This window comes from Sphingobium trunci (assembly GCF_022664535.1).
Taxonomy (GTDB): domain Bacteria; phylum Pseudomonadota; class Alphaproteobacteria; order Sphingomonadales; family Sphingomonadaceae; genus Sphingobium.
On the sequence record NZ_JAKUJY010000001.1, the window covers coordinates 359,216 to 374,621 of the forward strand.

General features: G+C 63.3%; 14 protein-coding genes and 1 tRNA gene. 4 read left to right on the top strand and 11 right to left on the bottom strand.

Annotated features, from left to right (window positions below; all coding sequences use genetic code 11):
• Positions 1-145: 145 nt before the first annotated feature.
• Entirely contained in the window at positions 146-2,059 is a 1,914-nt protein-coding gene (gene uvrC / locus MJ601_RS01610; RefSeq protein ID WP_242122928.1) for an excinuclease ABC subunit UvrC, read from the bottom strand.
• 273 nt (positions 2,060-2,332) lie between these two features.
• On the opposite strand from uvrC, the gene MJ601_RS01615 reads away from it, so the two are divergent.
• Entirely contained in the window at positions 2,333-3,388 is a 1,056-nt protein-coding gene (locus MJ601_RS01615; protein ID WP_242122820.1) for an NAD(P)-dependent alcohol dehydrogenase, read from the top strand.
• Between the two features lie 117 nt (positions 3,389-3,505).
• Here MJ601_RS01615 and MJ601_RS01620 read toward each other — a convergent pair whose 3' ends face one another.
• The 8 genes from MJ601_RS01620 to MJ601_RS01655 form a co-directional block, all read right to left on the bottom strand.
• Complete coding sequence (locus MJ601_RS01620; protein WP_242122821.1) at positions 3,506-4,135, bottom strand: F0F1 ATP synthase subunit B family protein; 630 nt, start codon at positions 4,133-4,135, stop codon at positions 3,506-3,508.
• Positions 4,128-4,622 carry a F0F1 ATP synthase subunit B family protein gene (locus MJ601_RS01625; protein WP_242122822.1) on the bottom strand — a complete coding sequence of 165 codons (495 nt, stop codon included), beginning with the start codon at positions 4,620-4,622 and terminating at the stop codon, positions 4,128-4,130. The genes MJ601_RS01620 and MJ601_RS01625 overlap by 8 nt, the downstream gene beginning before the upstream one ends.
• An 86-nt stretch (positions 4,623-4,708) precedes the next feature.
• Positions 4,709-4,936 (bottom strand): F0F1 ATP synthase subunit C, encoded by a 228-nt coding sequence (locus tag MJ601_RS01630; protein ID WP_004207392.1) that lies wholly within the window; start codon positions 4,934-4,936, stop codon positions 4,709-4,711.
• Positions 4,937-4,989: 53 nt separating this feature from the next.
• On the bottom strand, positions 4,990-5,775 hold the full coding sequence (locus tag MJ601_RS01635; protein WP_242122823.1) for a F0F1 ATP synthase subunit A: 786 nt from the start codon (positions 5,773-5,775) through the stop codon (positions 4,990-4,992).
• Positions 5,776-5,903: 128 nt separating this feature from the next.
• On the bottom strand, positions 5,904-6,227 hold the full coding sequence (locus MJ601_RS01640) for an AtpZ/AtpI family protein (protein ID WP_242122824.1): 324 nt from the start codon (positions 6,225-6,227) through the stop codon (positions 5,904-5,906).
• 177 nt (positions 6,228-6,404) lie between these two features.
• The gene (locus MJ601_RS01645) at positions 6,405-6,806 is read right to left on the bottom strand and encodes a YdbL family probable chaperone protein (protein WP_242122825.1); all 402 of its coding nucleotides are present in this window, start codon (positions 6,804-6,806) and stop codon (positions 6,405-6,407) included.
• Entirely contained in the window at positions 6,803-6,991 is a 189-nt protein-coding gene (locus MJ601_RS01650; RefSeq protein WP_176590851.1) for a YnbE family lipoprotein, read from the bottom strand. Before MJ601_RS01650 ends, MJ601_RS01645 begins: the two co-directional genes overlap by 4 nt.
• On the bottom strand, positions 6,988-10,224 hold the full coding sequence (locus tag MJ601_RS01655; protein ID WP_242122826.1) for an intermembrane phospholipid transport protein YdbH family protein: 3,237 nt from the start codon (positions 10,222-10,224) through the stop codon (positions 6,988-6,990). The genes MJ601_RS01650 and MJ601_RS01655 overlap by 4 nt, the downstream gene beginning before the upstream one ends.
• A gap of 219 nt (positions 10,225-10,443) precedes the next feature.
• On the opposite strand from MJ601_RS01655, the gene radC reads away from it, so the two are divergent.
• On the top strand, positions 10,444-11,139 hold the full coding sequence (gene radC, locus MJ601_RS01660; protein WP_242122827.1) for a RadC family protein: 696 nt from the start codon (positions 10,444-10,446) through the stop codon (positions 11,137-11,139).
• A 23-nt stretch (positions 11,140-11,162) separates the two neighbouring features.
• Here radC and MJ601_RS01665 read toward each other — a convergent pair.
• Together MJ601_RS01665 and MJ601_RS01670 are read right to left on the bottom strand one after the other, a co-directional pair.
• Positions 11,163-11,236: transfer RNA gene (locus tag MJ601_RS01665), tRNA-Gly, on the bottom strand.
• A 72-nt stretch (positions 11,237-11,308) separates the two neighbouring features.
• Positions 11,309-12,220 (bottom strand): sugar kinase, encoded by a 912-nt coding sequence (locus tag MJ601_RS01670; RefSeq protein ID WP_242122828.1) that lies wholly within the window; start codon positions 12,218-12,220, stop codon positions 11,309-11,311.
• Between the two features lie 156 nt (positions 12,221-12,376).
• On the opposite strand from MJ601_RS01670, the gene MJ601_RS01675 reads away from it, so the two are divergent.
• Both MJ601_RS01675 and MJ601_RS01680 read left to right on the top strand, forming a co-directional pair.
• On the top strand, positions 12,377-14,338 hold the full coding sequence (locus tag MJ601_RS01675) for a hybrid sensor histidine kinase/response regulator (RefSeq protein WP_242122829.1): 1,962 nt from the start codon (positions 12,377-12,379) through the stop codon (positions 14,336-14,338).
• Positions 14,339-14,519: 181 nt separating this feature from the next.
• Entirely contained in the window at positions 14,520-15,398 is an 879-nt protein-coding gene (locus MJ601_RS01680; RefSeq protein WP_242122929.1) for an alpha/beta fold hydrolase, read from the top strand.
• Positions 15,399-15,406: the final 8 nt, after the last annotated feature.

Consider the following 15,406-nt stretch of genomic DNA (forward strand, 5'->3'; position numbering starts at 1 on the left):
GCGCCCGGCGCTTGTGGTTGCGGCCCTTATGGAAAGGAAATCGCCATCGCGTCAAATCCTTAGCGTGACCCCAGCCATGGGCCTGCCGATAAGGAACGAACCTGCGTTCCGGCGGCCACGGGGCGCTGCCGGGCGACAAGAGCCTTCAACCATGAAAATAATCGTAAACCTGCTGCGCCACGGCTTTTGAGACCCCCGGCGCCTTCTGCAGATCTTCCAGCGCCGCGCTTTTGACGGCCTTGGCGGTCCCGAAATGCATCAGCAGCGCCTTCTTGCGCGACGGGCCGATGCCCGGCACCTCGTCCAGCGAACTGACGGTGATCGCCTTGCTGCGCTTCTGCCGATGCGCGCCGATAGCATAGCGATGGGCTTCGTCCCGCAACCGCTGAAGGTAGAAAAGCACCGGATGGTTGAGCGGAAAGGTGATTTCCCGGCCATCCGGCAGGTGGAACACCTCCCGCCCCTCCCGGCCATGATGCGGCCCCTTGGCGATGCCGATCATGCAGACATCCTCGATGCCCATATCCTCCAGAATCGCGCGCGCGGCCGACAATTGCCCCTTGCCGCCGTCGATCAGCACCAGATCGGGCCATTCGCCGCCGTCGCGATCCGGGTCTTCCCGCGCAGCCCGGCCGAAGCGCCGTTCGAACATCTCGCGCATCATCGCGAAATCGTCGTTCGACGTTTCGGGATTCTTCATGTTGAACTTGCGATAGGCGTTTTTCCGGAACCCCTCCGGCCCGGCGACGACCATCGCGCCCAGAGCGTGCGCGCCCTGGATATGGCTGTTGTCGTAAATCTCGATCCGTTCGGGAACACCGTCCAATCCGAAGCTTTCGACCATTTCCTCCAGGATTTTCGCCTGGGTGGTCGTTTCGGCAAGGCGGCGGTCCAGCGCCTCCACGGCATTGCGCTGCGCCTGTTTGATCAGGCGCGTGCGATCACCGCGCTGGGGCACTTCGATCCGGACCTTCGATCCGATGCGTTCGGTCAGCGCCTGCGCCATCAGATCGCACTCCGCAGGTGCGCGATCGGACAGGATCAGCCGGGGCGGCGGCACTTCCTCGTAGAATTGCGCCATGAAGCTGGCCAGCACCTCGTCTTCCGCCACATCGGCGGTGTGAACGGGGAAGAAGCTGCGATGCCCCCAATTCTGCCCGCCGCGGATGAAGAAGGCCTGTATGCACATCGACCCGCCCTTGGTCGCCAGCGCGAAGATGTCCGCATCGCCCAGGCCCTCGGCATTGATCGCCTGGCTGCCCTGGATGAAGGTCAACGCCTTCAGCCGGTCGCGCAGCACCGCCGCCTGCTCGAAGTCCAGCGCTGCGGACGCGGCCTGCATCGCCTCGCCCAGCTTTTTCTGGACGGCGGTCGACTTGCCGCCCAGAAAATCCTGCGCATCCCTGACCAGTTCTGCATAACCGGCCTGATCGATCCGATCGACGCAGGGCGCAGAGCAGCGGCGAATCTGGTAGAGCAGGCAGGGCCGAGAACGATTGGCGAAGAAGCTGTCCGTGCAGCTTCTGAGCAGAAACAGCTTCTGCAGGGCGTTGATCGTCCGCGTCACGGACCCGGCGCTGGCGAAGGGGCCATAATAGCGCCCCTTGAACTTCCGCGCACCCCGATGCTTCTGCACGCGCGGAAACTCATGATCCTCCCGCAACAGGATGAAGGGAAAGCTTTTGTCGTCGCGCAGCAGCACATTATAGGGCGGACGGAAACGCTTGATGAACTGCGCCTCAAGCAGCAGCGCCTCGGCCTCGCTGTTGGTGGTGACGATGGTCATGGACCGGGTTTGCGCCACCATCCGCTGGAGACGCCTGGGCAGGCGGTCGACCTGGGTATAGTTGGTGACCCGGTTGCGCAGCGCCCGTGCCTTTCCGACATACAGCACATCCCCGCGCGCATCCTGCATGCGGTAGACGCCGGGCCGGGTGGGCAGCGTCTTCAGCGTGGTGCGGATCGCCTCCACGCCCGCATCGATATCGGGCTGGCTACCGGTGACGGTGAAGGTCGCCTTGTCTTCGTGGAAACGGTCGGGAGATTGCGGGCCGGACATGCGGCAGAGATAGCGGCACGGGCAAGGATCGCAATGGGCCTGATTTTCCTGTCCGACAAAATCTGCCTGGAGCATTTTCGAAGCAGTGGGCATCACCTGCTTACCCGGAAAATGCAAACCAAAGACAGGCATGATCCCGATGCTGTTTGATCGGATCCTGCTCCAGCCGGTTGATCCCGGACCTCCGCTCCCTATCTCAGCCGCGCCGCCCTTCCGCCGGCTCCCCCCTCCCGGCATCTCCCGATGCCCAAAGCCTTTGAGGACAAACCGATCATGGCCACAAAAGCCTATGGCGCGCATGCTGCCGACAAGCCCTTGGAACCCATCGACATCGAACGGCGCGCCGTCGGCGCCCATGATGTGCAGATCGCCATTGCCTATTGCGGCGTGTGCCATTCCGATCTCCACCAGGTCCGATCCGAATGGGACGGAACGCTGTATCCGTGCGTTCCGGGCCATGAAATCGTCGGCCATGTCACCGCCGTCGGCGAAGACGTCACCCGTTTCAAGGCCGGCGATGTGGTCGGTGTCGGCTGCATGGTGGACAGCTGCCAGCATTGTTCGTCCTGCGACGAAGGGCTGGAGCAATATTGCGAAAATGGATTTGTCGGCACCTATAACGGGCCTACGCCGGACGTCCCCGGCCATACGCTGGGCGGATATTCCCAGAATATCGTCGTCAACGACAAATTCGTGTTGAAGATCAGCCATCCCGCGGATCAGTTGGCTGCCGTCGCCCCCTTGCTCTGCGCGGGCATCACCACTTATTCGCCGCTGCGCCACTGGCAGGCGGGTCCGGGGAAGAAGATCGGCATCGTCGGTATCGGTGGCCTAGGTCACATGGGTATCAAGCTGGCCCACGCGATGGGCGCGCATGTCGTTGCCTTCACCACGTCCGAAAGCAAGAGGCAGGATGCGCTGGATCTGGGCGCCGATGAGGTCGTCATTTCGCGCGATCCAGATCAGATGGCGGCCCATGCCGACAGCTTCGACTTCATCCTGAACACCGTCGCGGCCAGCCACAATCTGGATGCCTTCTCCGGTCTGCTGAAGCGTGATGGCACCCTGTGCCTGGTCGGCGTGCCCGAACATCCGCACCCCTCGCCCAATGTCGCCCCGCTGATCTTCCGTCGCAGGGCGATCGCAGGATCGCTGATCGGCGGCATTGCCGAAACCCAGGAGATGCTGGATTTTTGCGCGGAAAAGGGCATCACGGCGGATATCGAGATGATCCCCATCCAGGATATCGAAGCCGCTTATAAGCGGATGTTGAAGAGCGACGTCAAATATCGCTTCGTGATCGACAGCGCGTCGCTCGCCGCGGCCTGAAGCGTTGGCTCATGGCGGGCAGGTGCCGGTCCTGGGCCGCCCTGCGAAAGGCTCCATCAAAAAGGGCCGGTGCGAAGAATCGCACCGGCCCTTTTTGATGGTCCTGCTGCAGAACCGTCAGACGCCAGGGTCCAATTGCCTGATCGCGCCATCGACCAGCGCCTTGTCCGCCTTGGCATCATGCCCCTGGGCTATCAGCACTGCCGCCGCGCTCGTCGCCGCGGTCACGGCCTTCGTACGGATGTCGGCAATCGCGGAGCGTTCGGCCGCGCCGATCTTGTCCTCGGCCATCTTCTGACGGCGGGCGACAAGTGCAGCGGCGTTAGCCTTCGCGTCTTCCAGCAGCGTTTCCGCCTCATGCTCGGCCGACTTGCGCATCGCTTCGGCTTCGCCAGCAGCGGCCGACAGCCTGGCTTCATATTCAGCCTTCAGCGCTTCCGCCTCGGCCCGCAATTTGGAGGCTTCCTCCAACTGTGCCTTGATCTGCGCGATCCGGCCGTCCAGTGCGCCGCCAATCAGGCCGGGCACCTTCTTGAAGACCAGGATGGCGATGAATACCGCCATCGCCAGGCTGACCCAGGCCGTGGCATCCATGCCGACCGCCTTGGGATCCGTATGGGGGGCAACGCCTTCATGCGCGACGGTGCCGACCGGCTCCATCCCTTCCGAATGGATTGCCTGTTTCAGGTGAGGGGCATCCGCCCCCTCCTGCTGTATCGGGCTTTGCTGTGCTGCTGCCTCAGCCATGGGCCAGTGCCGCCTTTACTGCGTTGCGGGCTGCTTCGTCCGACGCGTCCACGCCGGAAATGCGAGCCACCATGTCGCGCGCTGCATCAGCGGCGACCGTTTCAATCTCTGCCAGGGCCGCGTCGGATGCAGCCTTGATACGGGCTTCCGCCGCGCCGATCTGGCCCGCGATCTCCGCATCGGCGGCGGCCAGCCTGACTTCGGACGCCTTGGCAGCCTCGGCCTTCGCCTTGGCCAGCGTCGCCTGAGCGGCGGCGCGATTGGCGGCATCCCGGGCGCGATAGTCCGCCTCGGCCTCATCGGCGCGGGCGAAAGCCGCCTTGGCGGCGTCCAGATCACCGGTGATCTTTGCATCGCGCGCGTCGGCCGTCGCCTGCACCTTGGGCACCATGCCCAGGCCGATGACGAAGAAAACGAAACCGAAGGTCAACAGCAGCCAGAAGATCTGCGATGAATAGGTTTCGGCAATTTGCGCGATTTGAGGCATTTTTTCGGTCCGTCCGATCAGGGCGCGGTCAATTGGAGGACGGGCAGGTCAGCCGATCGGCCGCCCCGCCCGCCCCAAAGCGGCTTTCAGGCCACGAACACCAGGATCATGGCGATCACGAACGCCAGCAGACCCAGAAGTTCCGCAGCGGCGAAACCGATGAACAGGCGGCCCTGCTGACCGTCGGCAGCACCGGGGTTGCGCAGCGCGCCTTCGAGGAACGAGCTGAAGACGTTGCCCACACCGAGGGCGGCAATGCCCGCACCGATCGCGGCCAGGCCAGCACCGAGCAGCTTTGCGGCTTCTGCGTCCATGTCGTAAACTCCCTTTTCCAAACTCTAGTCAAACGTTGAAGTAATGAGCGAAATCAGTGCAGGTTCTCGGCGTCGTTGATGTAGACCGAGGTCAGCAGCGCGAACACATAGGCTTGGATCACCGCCACCAGCACTTCCAGGGCGCTGATGCCGATCATCAGGATGAAGCTGGCGCTGCCGACGGTGAGACCGTAGCCGACGCCGGCGTTCGACGCGTTGATGACGAAGCCTGCCAGCACCTTGAGCAGGACGTGCCCGGCCGTCATCGCGACGAACAGTCGCAGGCCGAGGCTGAACGGACGCACCATGAACGAGATCAGCTCGATCGGGAAAATGACCGGGATCATCGGCAGCGGTGTGCCGTGCGGCACGAACAGCGAGAAGAAGTGGAAGCCATGCTTGTAGAAGCCCACCGCCAGCACGATCGAGAAGCTCATGATCGCGAGCACGCCGGTCGCGGTGAAATGGCTGGTGAAGGTGAAGGGGTGAAGGCCGACCAGGCCCAGCGGCAGCAGGCCCAGCAGATTCGCCAGCAGGATGAACATGAACAGCGAGAAGACATAGGGAATATACTTCTTGCCGCCCTCGCCCACATTGGCAATCAGCAGGCTCTTGATGAAGCCGGTCATATATTCGACCGCCATCTGCCAGCGTCCGGGGACCAGTTCCCGCTTCATGCCGCCGACCACGAAGATCCACAGGACCACAGCGGCAGCCACCATATAGAGCGCACTGTTGGTGAAGGCGATGTTGAAGCCACCGATCGACAGATGATCCGTACCGAACAGCGGTTCGATCGCAAACTGGTGCATCGGATCGATTTTGCCGGATTGTGCCACGCTGGACCCCTGTAACGTCTTGCTTCTCGGATCATTTCCACTTGCGTGAAAATGCCTGTTTCGGTTTTCGCATTTTCATGACGCCGGCCAGATGACCCACTAGAAAATGCCGATGAACAAAAACGTCCCTATTCGCCGGGACGCTTCGTCGTCGTCAATCTGATGATGTTCCTGAACGCCGCCACGATCCCAAGACCGAGGAAAGCCAACAGGAGCCATGGGGATGTCCGCAGAAAGTAGTCCAATGTCCCACCAACCACGGCACCGCCGGCAAGACCACCGATCAGCTCTGCGAGAACCCTATTGCCGAGCCGCGATCCATCGTCGGCCTGCTGCACCTGTGTCCCCTGTCTGACCTGTTCGGCGTGTTCGGCCTGCGCGATCCGCTCCTGCAAAGAAGCGATCCGTGCATCTTCCCCCGCCGGGTCCTGCCCCGGTGCATCCGCTGCCATCCCGCATCCTTTCGTCAAGGCTTCAACGACCCTGCGTCAGGCGGCATGGCGTTAACGGCTGCACCCGTCAAGGCGCGGCCCGTTTAGAAAGGGCTTTGGGGAGTGTCAACCGTCGTTGGGCAGGAGAATTTTCCGTCCCAACGAAGCTGGGTCAAAAGTCCACTAGCGCGGCAGGAATCATCCCGCCGTCGCGCAATAGGGTGGCAGGGCGATCGGCCCGGCGCCCTTGGTTTGCCACGACCCGGCACCGATCCGGTAGACTTGCCCCTGCTTCACCCGGCTGCTCAACGTCTGGCAACCGATGGAGGCGGCGACATCCTGCACCGTCACGCCGCGCTTGCCCGCCAGGTCGGTATAGGCGGCGCGCCGCTTGATATTGATCGATTCGACTTCGGACCGCACCGCGTCGCTCACCGATCCGGCAATGCCCAGATAACCATCGGCCTGCTCACCGACGACGCCCGAAGCCATGGCCGCGACCACGGCAGCGGATTGTGCCCGTGCGGGGGAGGTCATGACCAGCCCGGTCGCCAGCGCAACGGCGGCAGTCGCTGCAATCATCAGGAATTTGCGTGTCATTGCGGGAACAACTCCGGGTTATTCTGGATCAGATCCTGTGCATCGCGCTGCAATTTCACAACGACTTCCTGCTGCACCTTGACGTTGAGGTTGATTTCGATCGGTTTGTCAGGCGCCTTCACCTGGATGCAGCCCCCCAGGGCCAAACCGGCGAAACCCGCCATCATGATCGTTCGCTTCTTCATTTCTGCTCCCCGTTTGGCACAGTTTCGCTTTCCGCAGGCTGAACTGCAATCCCCTGCGCATCCATCTTCTGGCGCATCTTTTCCTGCATCTGGTCGCCAATGCTGTTTTGTATGAGCGTTGAGGGATCGATGAAGGATTGCGCCGTTCCCAGCAGCCCGCGGAAGGGCGCCGCGATGCGCACGTTGAAAATGAAGGGCAAGCCCGTGAAGTTGCGGGCCAGCCCGGCGGGCGCCCCGCCGATCTGCCCGCGATTGACGCCGTTGAAAACGACATTGGTGACCATTTCGCCATCCAGCGCGCCGTCCATCAGGATCGTCAGGCATTTATATTGCAGGTTCTTGAGAGCATCGAAGGCCATCCGCCCCATCGCCCCCAACTGCTCATTCGATACCGGACCGACATAGGATAACGTGCCCGACTGCCGGGTGGGATCGCACGGAATCGTGGGGAGCACGCCCTCGGGCATCATCAGCGGAGGCAGGCCCTGCTGCCGCGCCACCAGCACGCCGCCCGCGACGCGTCCGCCCTGCGCGTTGAATATCAGGGGCATGATTCCGTCGAACGTGCCCGTAGCCGACACATTCTTGAGATCCATCGCCTGGATGAAGGCCCCTGCGTCCAGCCCGATGACACGGAAGGTCATGTACCGGTCGACATCGGCGCTGAAATCCATGGTGGTCGGCAGCAGAACCAGTTGCCCGCCGGAAAAGGGCCAGCCGCCACCCTCGATCCGCACTTTCTGGCCCGCCTCCAGCCGATAACGCAACACCCCGTCGCGCACTTCTATGCCCGGATTGACGGACCTGATTCGCGCCTCCTGTCCCGGCGCGCTCACCAGGCCGAGCAGATCGGTGAAGCGCAATTCGCCCGAAAGACCTTCTACCGGACCGAAGGCAGCGGCCAGGCTGGCATTATCGGTGCGGAAAAGCCCATCGCTGGAAACCTGTGAGCCGTTCCAGCGGATATGCCCTTCGCCGCTCACCGTTCCCTTCACATTGGCGACCACCCCCAGCGCCAGCCGGGTCACATCCTCCGGCTGGAGGCTGGGACCAAAAGCCAGGGCAGGAACCGTCAGGTCGGCCCTGCCCCGACCGCGGCCCAGATCGTGGACAATGTCGGCGCGTGCCACCAAAGCGTCATTGCGCGGCACCCGCAGCGTACCCGTCGCCGCAATGCGGCCGTCCTTCAGGGTCAGCGCGAAATCGGGCACCTTGAGCGGCTGGAACCGCCCCGGCGTCTGCGCATCGCGCACCGTCAGGCTAGCCGCCAGTTTCAACGTTCCATCGGCAAAGCCCCAGTTCCCCGCACCTTCTTCGAGGATCAGCGGCACCGCACCGATTTTTCCACCTGCGCCAGTCAGGCGCCCGCCAAAGCCCCCGGCGGCCAGCTTGCCGTCCAACGTCGCGGCGGTCAGGCGGACCGGCGAATCCTGCGGCCCGATCGCAAGGTCGGCATGGGAAAGCGCAAAACCTTCCCGGCCCAGGACCATGCGCGCCGTGTCCGCCGTGAGCCGCATCGGACTGTCGCCGCTGGTGCCGGTCAACGCCAATTTACGGATTTCCGCGCCGCCGCGCACACCAGCGGCGCCAGCCGCAAACAGGGCCTGCCCGCCTGCCGGACACAAGGTCTGCCGTGTGCGCCCGATGGCAAAGCTACCGTAGCGCGCCTCGATCAGCGACACCGGCACGCAATGCGAATTGACGGCGATCCTGCCATGGGCGTCAAGTTGTCCCTCGATCGGGGCGACCAGACCGCGCAGCCGTCCGCCAGGCAACGGGCCATCCAGCCGGACTTGGGTGGAAAAGCGCGTGTCCCCTCCCGGCCCCGCGACGAAGCGGACCGGTTCCAGCGATAGCTTGGCATTACCCGCCGCATAGGGATCAAGGAATAATTGCCCGCCAAAACCACCGCCGGGCCGTCGCGCCAACCGCAATGCCGCCTTGGGCAAGCCGCTGCCTTCGCTCGTCACGGCGCCGTCCAAGGCCCAATCGACGGCCGCCTGTCCCTTTCCGGGCCAGCCGATAGTGACGCGACCATCGCCCGGTATCGCCAACCGCGCACCGCTTTTCGCGAAAAACCGCGTTCCTGTCAGGACCAGACTGCCGCCCTTGGCCCGCTCGGCAAAGGCCAGATTTGTCTGAAACACATTATTCTGGCCCGCGCGCCGCACAGCGTCGGCCAGTCGCGCCGCCAACGGACCAAGGGGCGATCCCGCGGCCGATTCGCGAAAGCCCGCCAGAGGATCACGCCCGGCAAGGCGCAATTGGCGCACGGACAGCCGCCCTTGCATCCGCAAGTCACTCTTGCCGATCACCCAGCCGCCCCTAATTTCCGACGCACCCGCCAGCAGGCCGGAGCCGGACAGAGCCGCCGCACCGATCCGGGCGCGTCCTGCGGTGCTGGCCGCCGTGCCGTCGAAATCGATCTTCGCACTGGGCCGGGCCAGCAGCACGCCGTGGGACTTGAGCGCCGCTCCCGCCAGATCGACATGACCGTTCCAGCGATCCAGCGCCTTGCCCAGCCAAATATCCATATCCGCCGCCGGTTTGGCCATGGCGGTCGCCATATCCCGGCAGGCGAAGGCTTCTCCCCGCGCGGGACCGGACAGATGCGGCCGTCCATCCTGCATTGCGACGTCCAGCATCGCGGTCATATCGGCAAGGCCGCAACCGCCTATCCCCGCATTCGGCATAGCCGCCGCCAGCTTGCCCCGGAAACCCGAGCGCAAATTCCCCCTGCCGTCGATCTGCATGCCGACGATCCCGGCATCCGTATCCAGCCGCAGCCGCGCGTCGTTCAGAGCCAGAAGAATATCCGGCAGGCTGAACGGAGCGGTCGAGGCAGGATCCCGGAATTTGTCGATCTCCCCCAGGCTCAACACACCGTCATGCAGGGAACCGCGCATACGCACGCCCCCCGCCCGCACGGCCGCGACCTGCGGAGCGAGGCCGGTGAAGGCGATGTCCACCTCCACCCAGCGCGCCGTCAGGTCCGGATGGGCAGGATCGCCCAGCACGATATTCTCGATCCGCTGGGTACGAAGACCGATATTCGTCAGGTCGTAGCTGCCCTGAACCCCACGCCGGTTGAGTTCGCGGCTGATGAAATTTTCGGCGATGGGCGCGCGCTGTGTCCAGAGCGCGGCGAGGATCAGCGCGAGCGATCCCGTCCCCACTCCAAGCCAGCGCAGCCAGCCCCGGCGAATGTCCTTTTCGCCGTCTTCATCTTCCATGCCTATCGCCAACCCCGGCTTTGAAAATGCCTAACGTAAGTCCGTAACGCCTTAACAACGTCTGACTGACCTTAAATATCCTCGCCCCGCAAATCCGCAACGGCGAGTGATCCGGTGGGATCATGCTTTCCCCTGTTTTCCGCATCGCAGGAGCGCGCGCTGTTCCAGCTCAAGACAAAATGCTCTAGCCTCCCGGTTCGGAAAGGGGGATATAAACCATTGTCTGACAAGGATTTGAGAGCCGCCCATGATGGCGCCGGACATCGTGCCCGGCTGCGGCAGAAACTGGCGCAAAGCGGCGGAGAAGCGCTGCACGATCATGAACTGATCGAATATCTGCTCGCCCTGGCGATTCCCCGCCGGGACACCAAACCACTGGCCAAGGCGCTGCTGCGCGAATTTGGCGGCATTGGCGGACTGATGACGGCCGACTGGGAGGCGATCGGGCGAATGCCGGGCATGGGCGACACCAGCATCGCCGCGATCAAGATCGTCCAGGCGACCGCGCTGCGAATGCTCCGCAACGAGGTCGCGGAAAAGCCGGTGCTGGCAAGCTGGCAGGCGCTGCTCGACTATCTGCGCGCGGACATGGCCTTTTTGACGGTGGAGCGGGTGCGGGTGCTTCATCTCAACAGCCGCAACATGCTGATCCGCGATGAACATATGAGCGAAGGCTCGATCGATCAGGCGGCAATTTATACGCGCGAAGTCATTCGCCGGGCCATAGACCTGGGTTCAGCGGCCCTCATTCTTGTGCACAACCACCCAAGCGGTTCCCCCGAGCCGAGCCGCCAGGACATCGAGATTACCCGCCAGATCGCGGAAGCGGGAAAGAGGCTGAACATCGCGGTACACGACCACATCATCATCGGTGCGCAGGGACATACCAGCTTGCGGTCGAAGGGGCTGCTGTAGCTGCTGTATCAAGGATATCGGGATGGAGCGGGTGAAGGGAATCGAACCCTCGTCGTAAGCTTGGGAAGCTTCTGCTCTGCCATTGAGCTACACCCGCCCGGATGAGAAGCGACTTAGCCGTTGGTCCCGATGGCGTCAACGACATCACCATGAAGATTTTGCGGAAATTTCAGCCATAGGGCGCTTCCGCATCCCGCGCCGGGATCGCCCCGCGGCGGCCGATATTCCAGCCGGCCAGGCGATGCCCGGCAACGGCCGCTTCGCGCGGAGCCAGGCCGGCCAGCCGGGCGTGGAGATAGCCGCCATTGAAGGCGTCACCGGCCCCGCTGGAATCAATCACGGCGATCCTGGCAGGCGGGGCGATGACGGCTCCGTCGACGAGACAGCCGTCGGCGCCCAATTTCACCACGACTTCACGCCCCTCTCCCTCGCCCCACCGCCGTGCGGCATCCATGGGGTGGTCCGCTTCGCCCATCTCGACTTCATCAGCGAGGGTCGGAAGGCCGATGTCGCTCAAGGCAATGGCCCGGTCGCGCCAATGGCGTGCGGCAGCGGCATCGGGCCAGAGGCGGGCACGGTAATTGCCGTCGAAGGCGACCCTGCCCCCATTAGCGCGCACCGCATCGCAAAGGGCAAACAGCTTTTCGCGGGCTTTCTCGGGAAGGATCGCGAGCGTGATCAGAGAGAAATAGAGCAGATCCGATCTGGCCGCCTGTTCCATCATCGCGGCACTTTCCGGCAGGTCGAACATGCGCCTGGCGGCAGCCTCTCCGCGCCAATAATGGAAGCTGCGTTCGCCCTGCGCGTCGGTCTCGATCGCGTAGAGGCCGGGCAGGCAATCCTCGGCGGCAAGCAACAGGGAGGTGTCGATTCCCTCCCCTTCCCAGTTCGCCCTCAGTTCGGCGCTCATAGGGTCGGCGCCAATCGCGCTGGCGAAGCGCACCTTGTCGCCCGATCGGGCCAGATGGATGGCGGTGTTGATGACGTCGCCGCCATAGCGCAAGGCCCAGCCGTCTCCCTCGGCACGGCTCAGCTCCAGCATGGCCTCGCCTATGACAGTGATACCGGTGGTCTTGCTCATGATGTGGTCCATCTCCCTTGACGAAGCGCCTCCTTGGCGCGGAGCCGACCCGCAAGTCAATGTCGCGGCGCACCTATCATGCCGCTTTCGCGAGCGGAACGTTCGGGAAGCTGAAGCGTTGTGCTGGACGAGAATAAAACGCCACGGGGACCTTTGATGAGCACGGCGGCACCGCAAGGATCGGGGAACCGCTTCGAGCTGCTGGTCCAGAACGTCACGGACTATGCCATATTCATGCTCTCGACGAATGGTATCGTCGTCAGCTGGAACGCGGGTGCGCGCCGCTTCAAGGGCTATGAGGCCGAGGAGATCATCGGCCAGCATTTTTCCCGATTCTACACGCCAGAGGACCAGGCGGCGGGCATACCCGCCCTGGCGCTGGAAACCGCCGAGCATGAAGGCCGGTTCGAGGCGGAGGGATGGCGGGTGCGTAAGGACGGAACCCATTTCTGGGCCAATGTCGTCATCGATCCCATCCGCGATTCGACCGGACAGCTTGTCGGCTTCGCCAAGATCACGCGCGACCTGACCGAGCGCCGTGCCGCGCAGGAGGAATTGCGGCTCAGTGAGGAACGGTTCCGGCTGCTGGTGCAGGGCGTCACCGACTATGCCATCTACATGCTCGATCCGGTCGGAACGATCACAAGCTGGAATCCGGGCGCGCAGCGGTTCAAGGGCTATAGCGCCGACGAGATATTGGGACAGAATTTCGCGCGCTTCTATTCCGAAGAGGATCGGATGGCTGGCATGCCGTCCCGCGCACTGGAAACAGCGGCGCGCGAAGGCCGGTTCGAGGCCGAGGGCTGGCGCATCCGCAAGGACGGATCCGCCTTCTGGGCGCATGTCATCATCGACGCGATCCGCGATCCGGGAGGCGAACTGATCGGCTTTGCCAAGATCACTCGCGACCTCAGCGAAAAGCGCGAGGCGCAAATGGCGCTGGAACAGGCGCGCGAGGCGATCTTCCAGTCGCAGAAGATGGATGCCATCGGCAAGCTGACCGGCGGTGTCGCGCACGATTTCAACAATCTGCTGGCGGTGATCGTCGGCAGCCTGGACCTGGCGAGGCAGCGGCTGGCGACCGGAGCGGATGTGTCGCGCTATATCGACAATGCCATGACCGCGGCGGAGCGGGGCGCGACGCTGACGCAGCGGATGCTGGCCTTCGCGCGCAAGCAGGAATTGAAGCTGCAAAGCGTGGATTGCATGGCGCTGGTGCGCGACATGGCCGACCTGCTCAAGACCACCCTGGGATCGGATATCGCCATAGAGACGCGCTTTCCGCTGCAGCTTCCCGCCGCCTATGCCGATCCGGCGCAGCTGGAACTGGCCCTGCTCAACCTGGCGGTGAACGCGCGCGACGCCATGCCGGAGGGAAGGCGCATCATCGTCGAAGGCGCGGAGTTGAATCTATTGCACGAAAAGCAGCCTGATCTGGAAAGCGGCCGCTATGTCCGCCTGTCGATCATCGACGAAGGTCAGGGGATGGATGCAACGACGCTCGAACGGGCGCGGGAACCGTTCTTTACCACCAAGGGGGTCGGCAAGGGTACCGGCCTTGGCCTGTCGATGGTGCATGGCTTTGCCCAGCAATGCGGCGGAGCGCTGACGATCGACAGCGAATTGGGAAAAGGGACTGCCGTGTCGCTCTGGCTCCCTGTCGCGCCGCCCGATGTTGCGGCGGCTGAGGCGGTGGAAACGATCGACCCGATGGCGATGATGCCGGTCGAACCGCTCGTCATATTGGCGGTCGATGACGACGATCTGGTGCTCACCAACACCGCAGGCATGCTGGAGGAGTTGGGACACACCGTATTCCTGGCCGGATCGGGCATGGATGCTCTCCGGATGCTGGAAAAGGGCAGCGTCGACCTGGTGATCACAGACTATGCGATGCCGGGAATGAACGGCGCACAACTCGCGGATGAGATCGACCAAAGGCTCCCCGGTTTGCCGGTCGTCATCATTACCGGTTTCGCCGAACTGCCGCCGCACATGACGAGCCGGCCAAGGCTCGACAAACCGTTCAAGCAAGCCGAACTGGCGCGCATCGTGACGGCGGTCACGCATGACAGCCAGAAAGTGGTCAGGCTGGCTGCCCATTCGGACGGTCTTTGACCATCAACCGCAGCGTCACGGCAATTTCACGCCATTGTGACGTCTCCGCATCGGTTTAACCAAAAGTTTGAATGAACGCGCATAAAGACGGCGCTGACGGTCGAACCTCCCTTGCAACCGCTGGAGAGTTCGCCAAAGAGACATGGATATCGCCAGCCTCCCCCATGACGACAAGGATCGCATGAACACCCCAGCCGCCCCGACTTCGCATTTCTACACATCACTTCGGATGCGCCTGCATTATCTGGACTGGGGGAACAGTGCGGCACCCACGCTGATCCTGGTGCATGGCGGCTTCGACCATGCGCGCAGCTGGGACTGGGCGGCGCGGGTGCTGGCCAGGGATTATCATGTGGTGGTGCCCGATCTGCGCGGCCATGGCGATAGCGCCTGGTCGGCCGAAGGCTCCTATATGATGGCCAATTTCGTCTATGACCTGGCCCAGTTGGTGGAGCAGTTGGGGCGGGAACCCGTGACCCTGGTGGGCCATTCTCTGGGTGGTTCGATCGCGCTGCGCTATGCCGGGATGTTTCCGGAGAAAGTCGCGAGGATCGTCGCCATTGAAGGGCTGGGCCTGTCACCCCTTCGCATCGAGGAGGAGGCACAGAAGGCCGCGCCCGACCAGCTGCGCGAGTGGATCGACAGGCGCAAGGCGGGTGCGCGGCAGGCACGGCGGCATTATCCCACAATCGAGGCGGCCGTCGCCCGCATGCGCGAGCGCAACGACCATCTGTCGGTCGAACAGGCCATGCACCTCACCATTCATGGCGTGAACCGCAACGAGGATGGCAGCTACCGCTGGAAATTCGATCCCTATCTTCGCGACGCCGCCCCGCAGGTGGGGAGCGATTTCGAACTGCCCCAATTCTGGGAGCGGATCACCTGCCCGACCTTGTTATGCCTGGGGTTGGATAGCTGGGCATCCAACCCGGTCAAGGATGGTCGCGCGACGCATTTCCAGGATGCCCGGCTGGTCGAGTTCGCCAACGCCGGACATTGGCTGCATCATGATCAGTTCGATCAATTCATGACGGAATTGCGCGCCTTCCTGCAACCCTGAACGCCAAC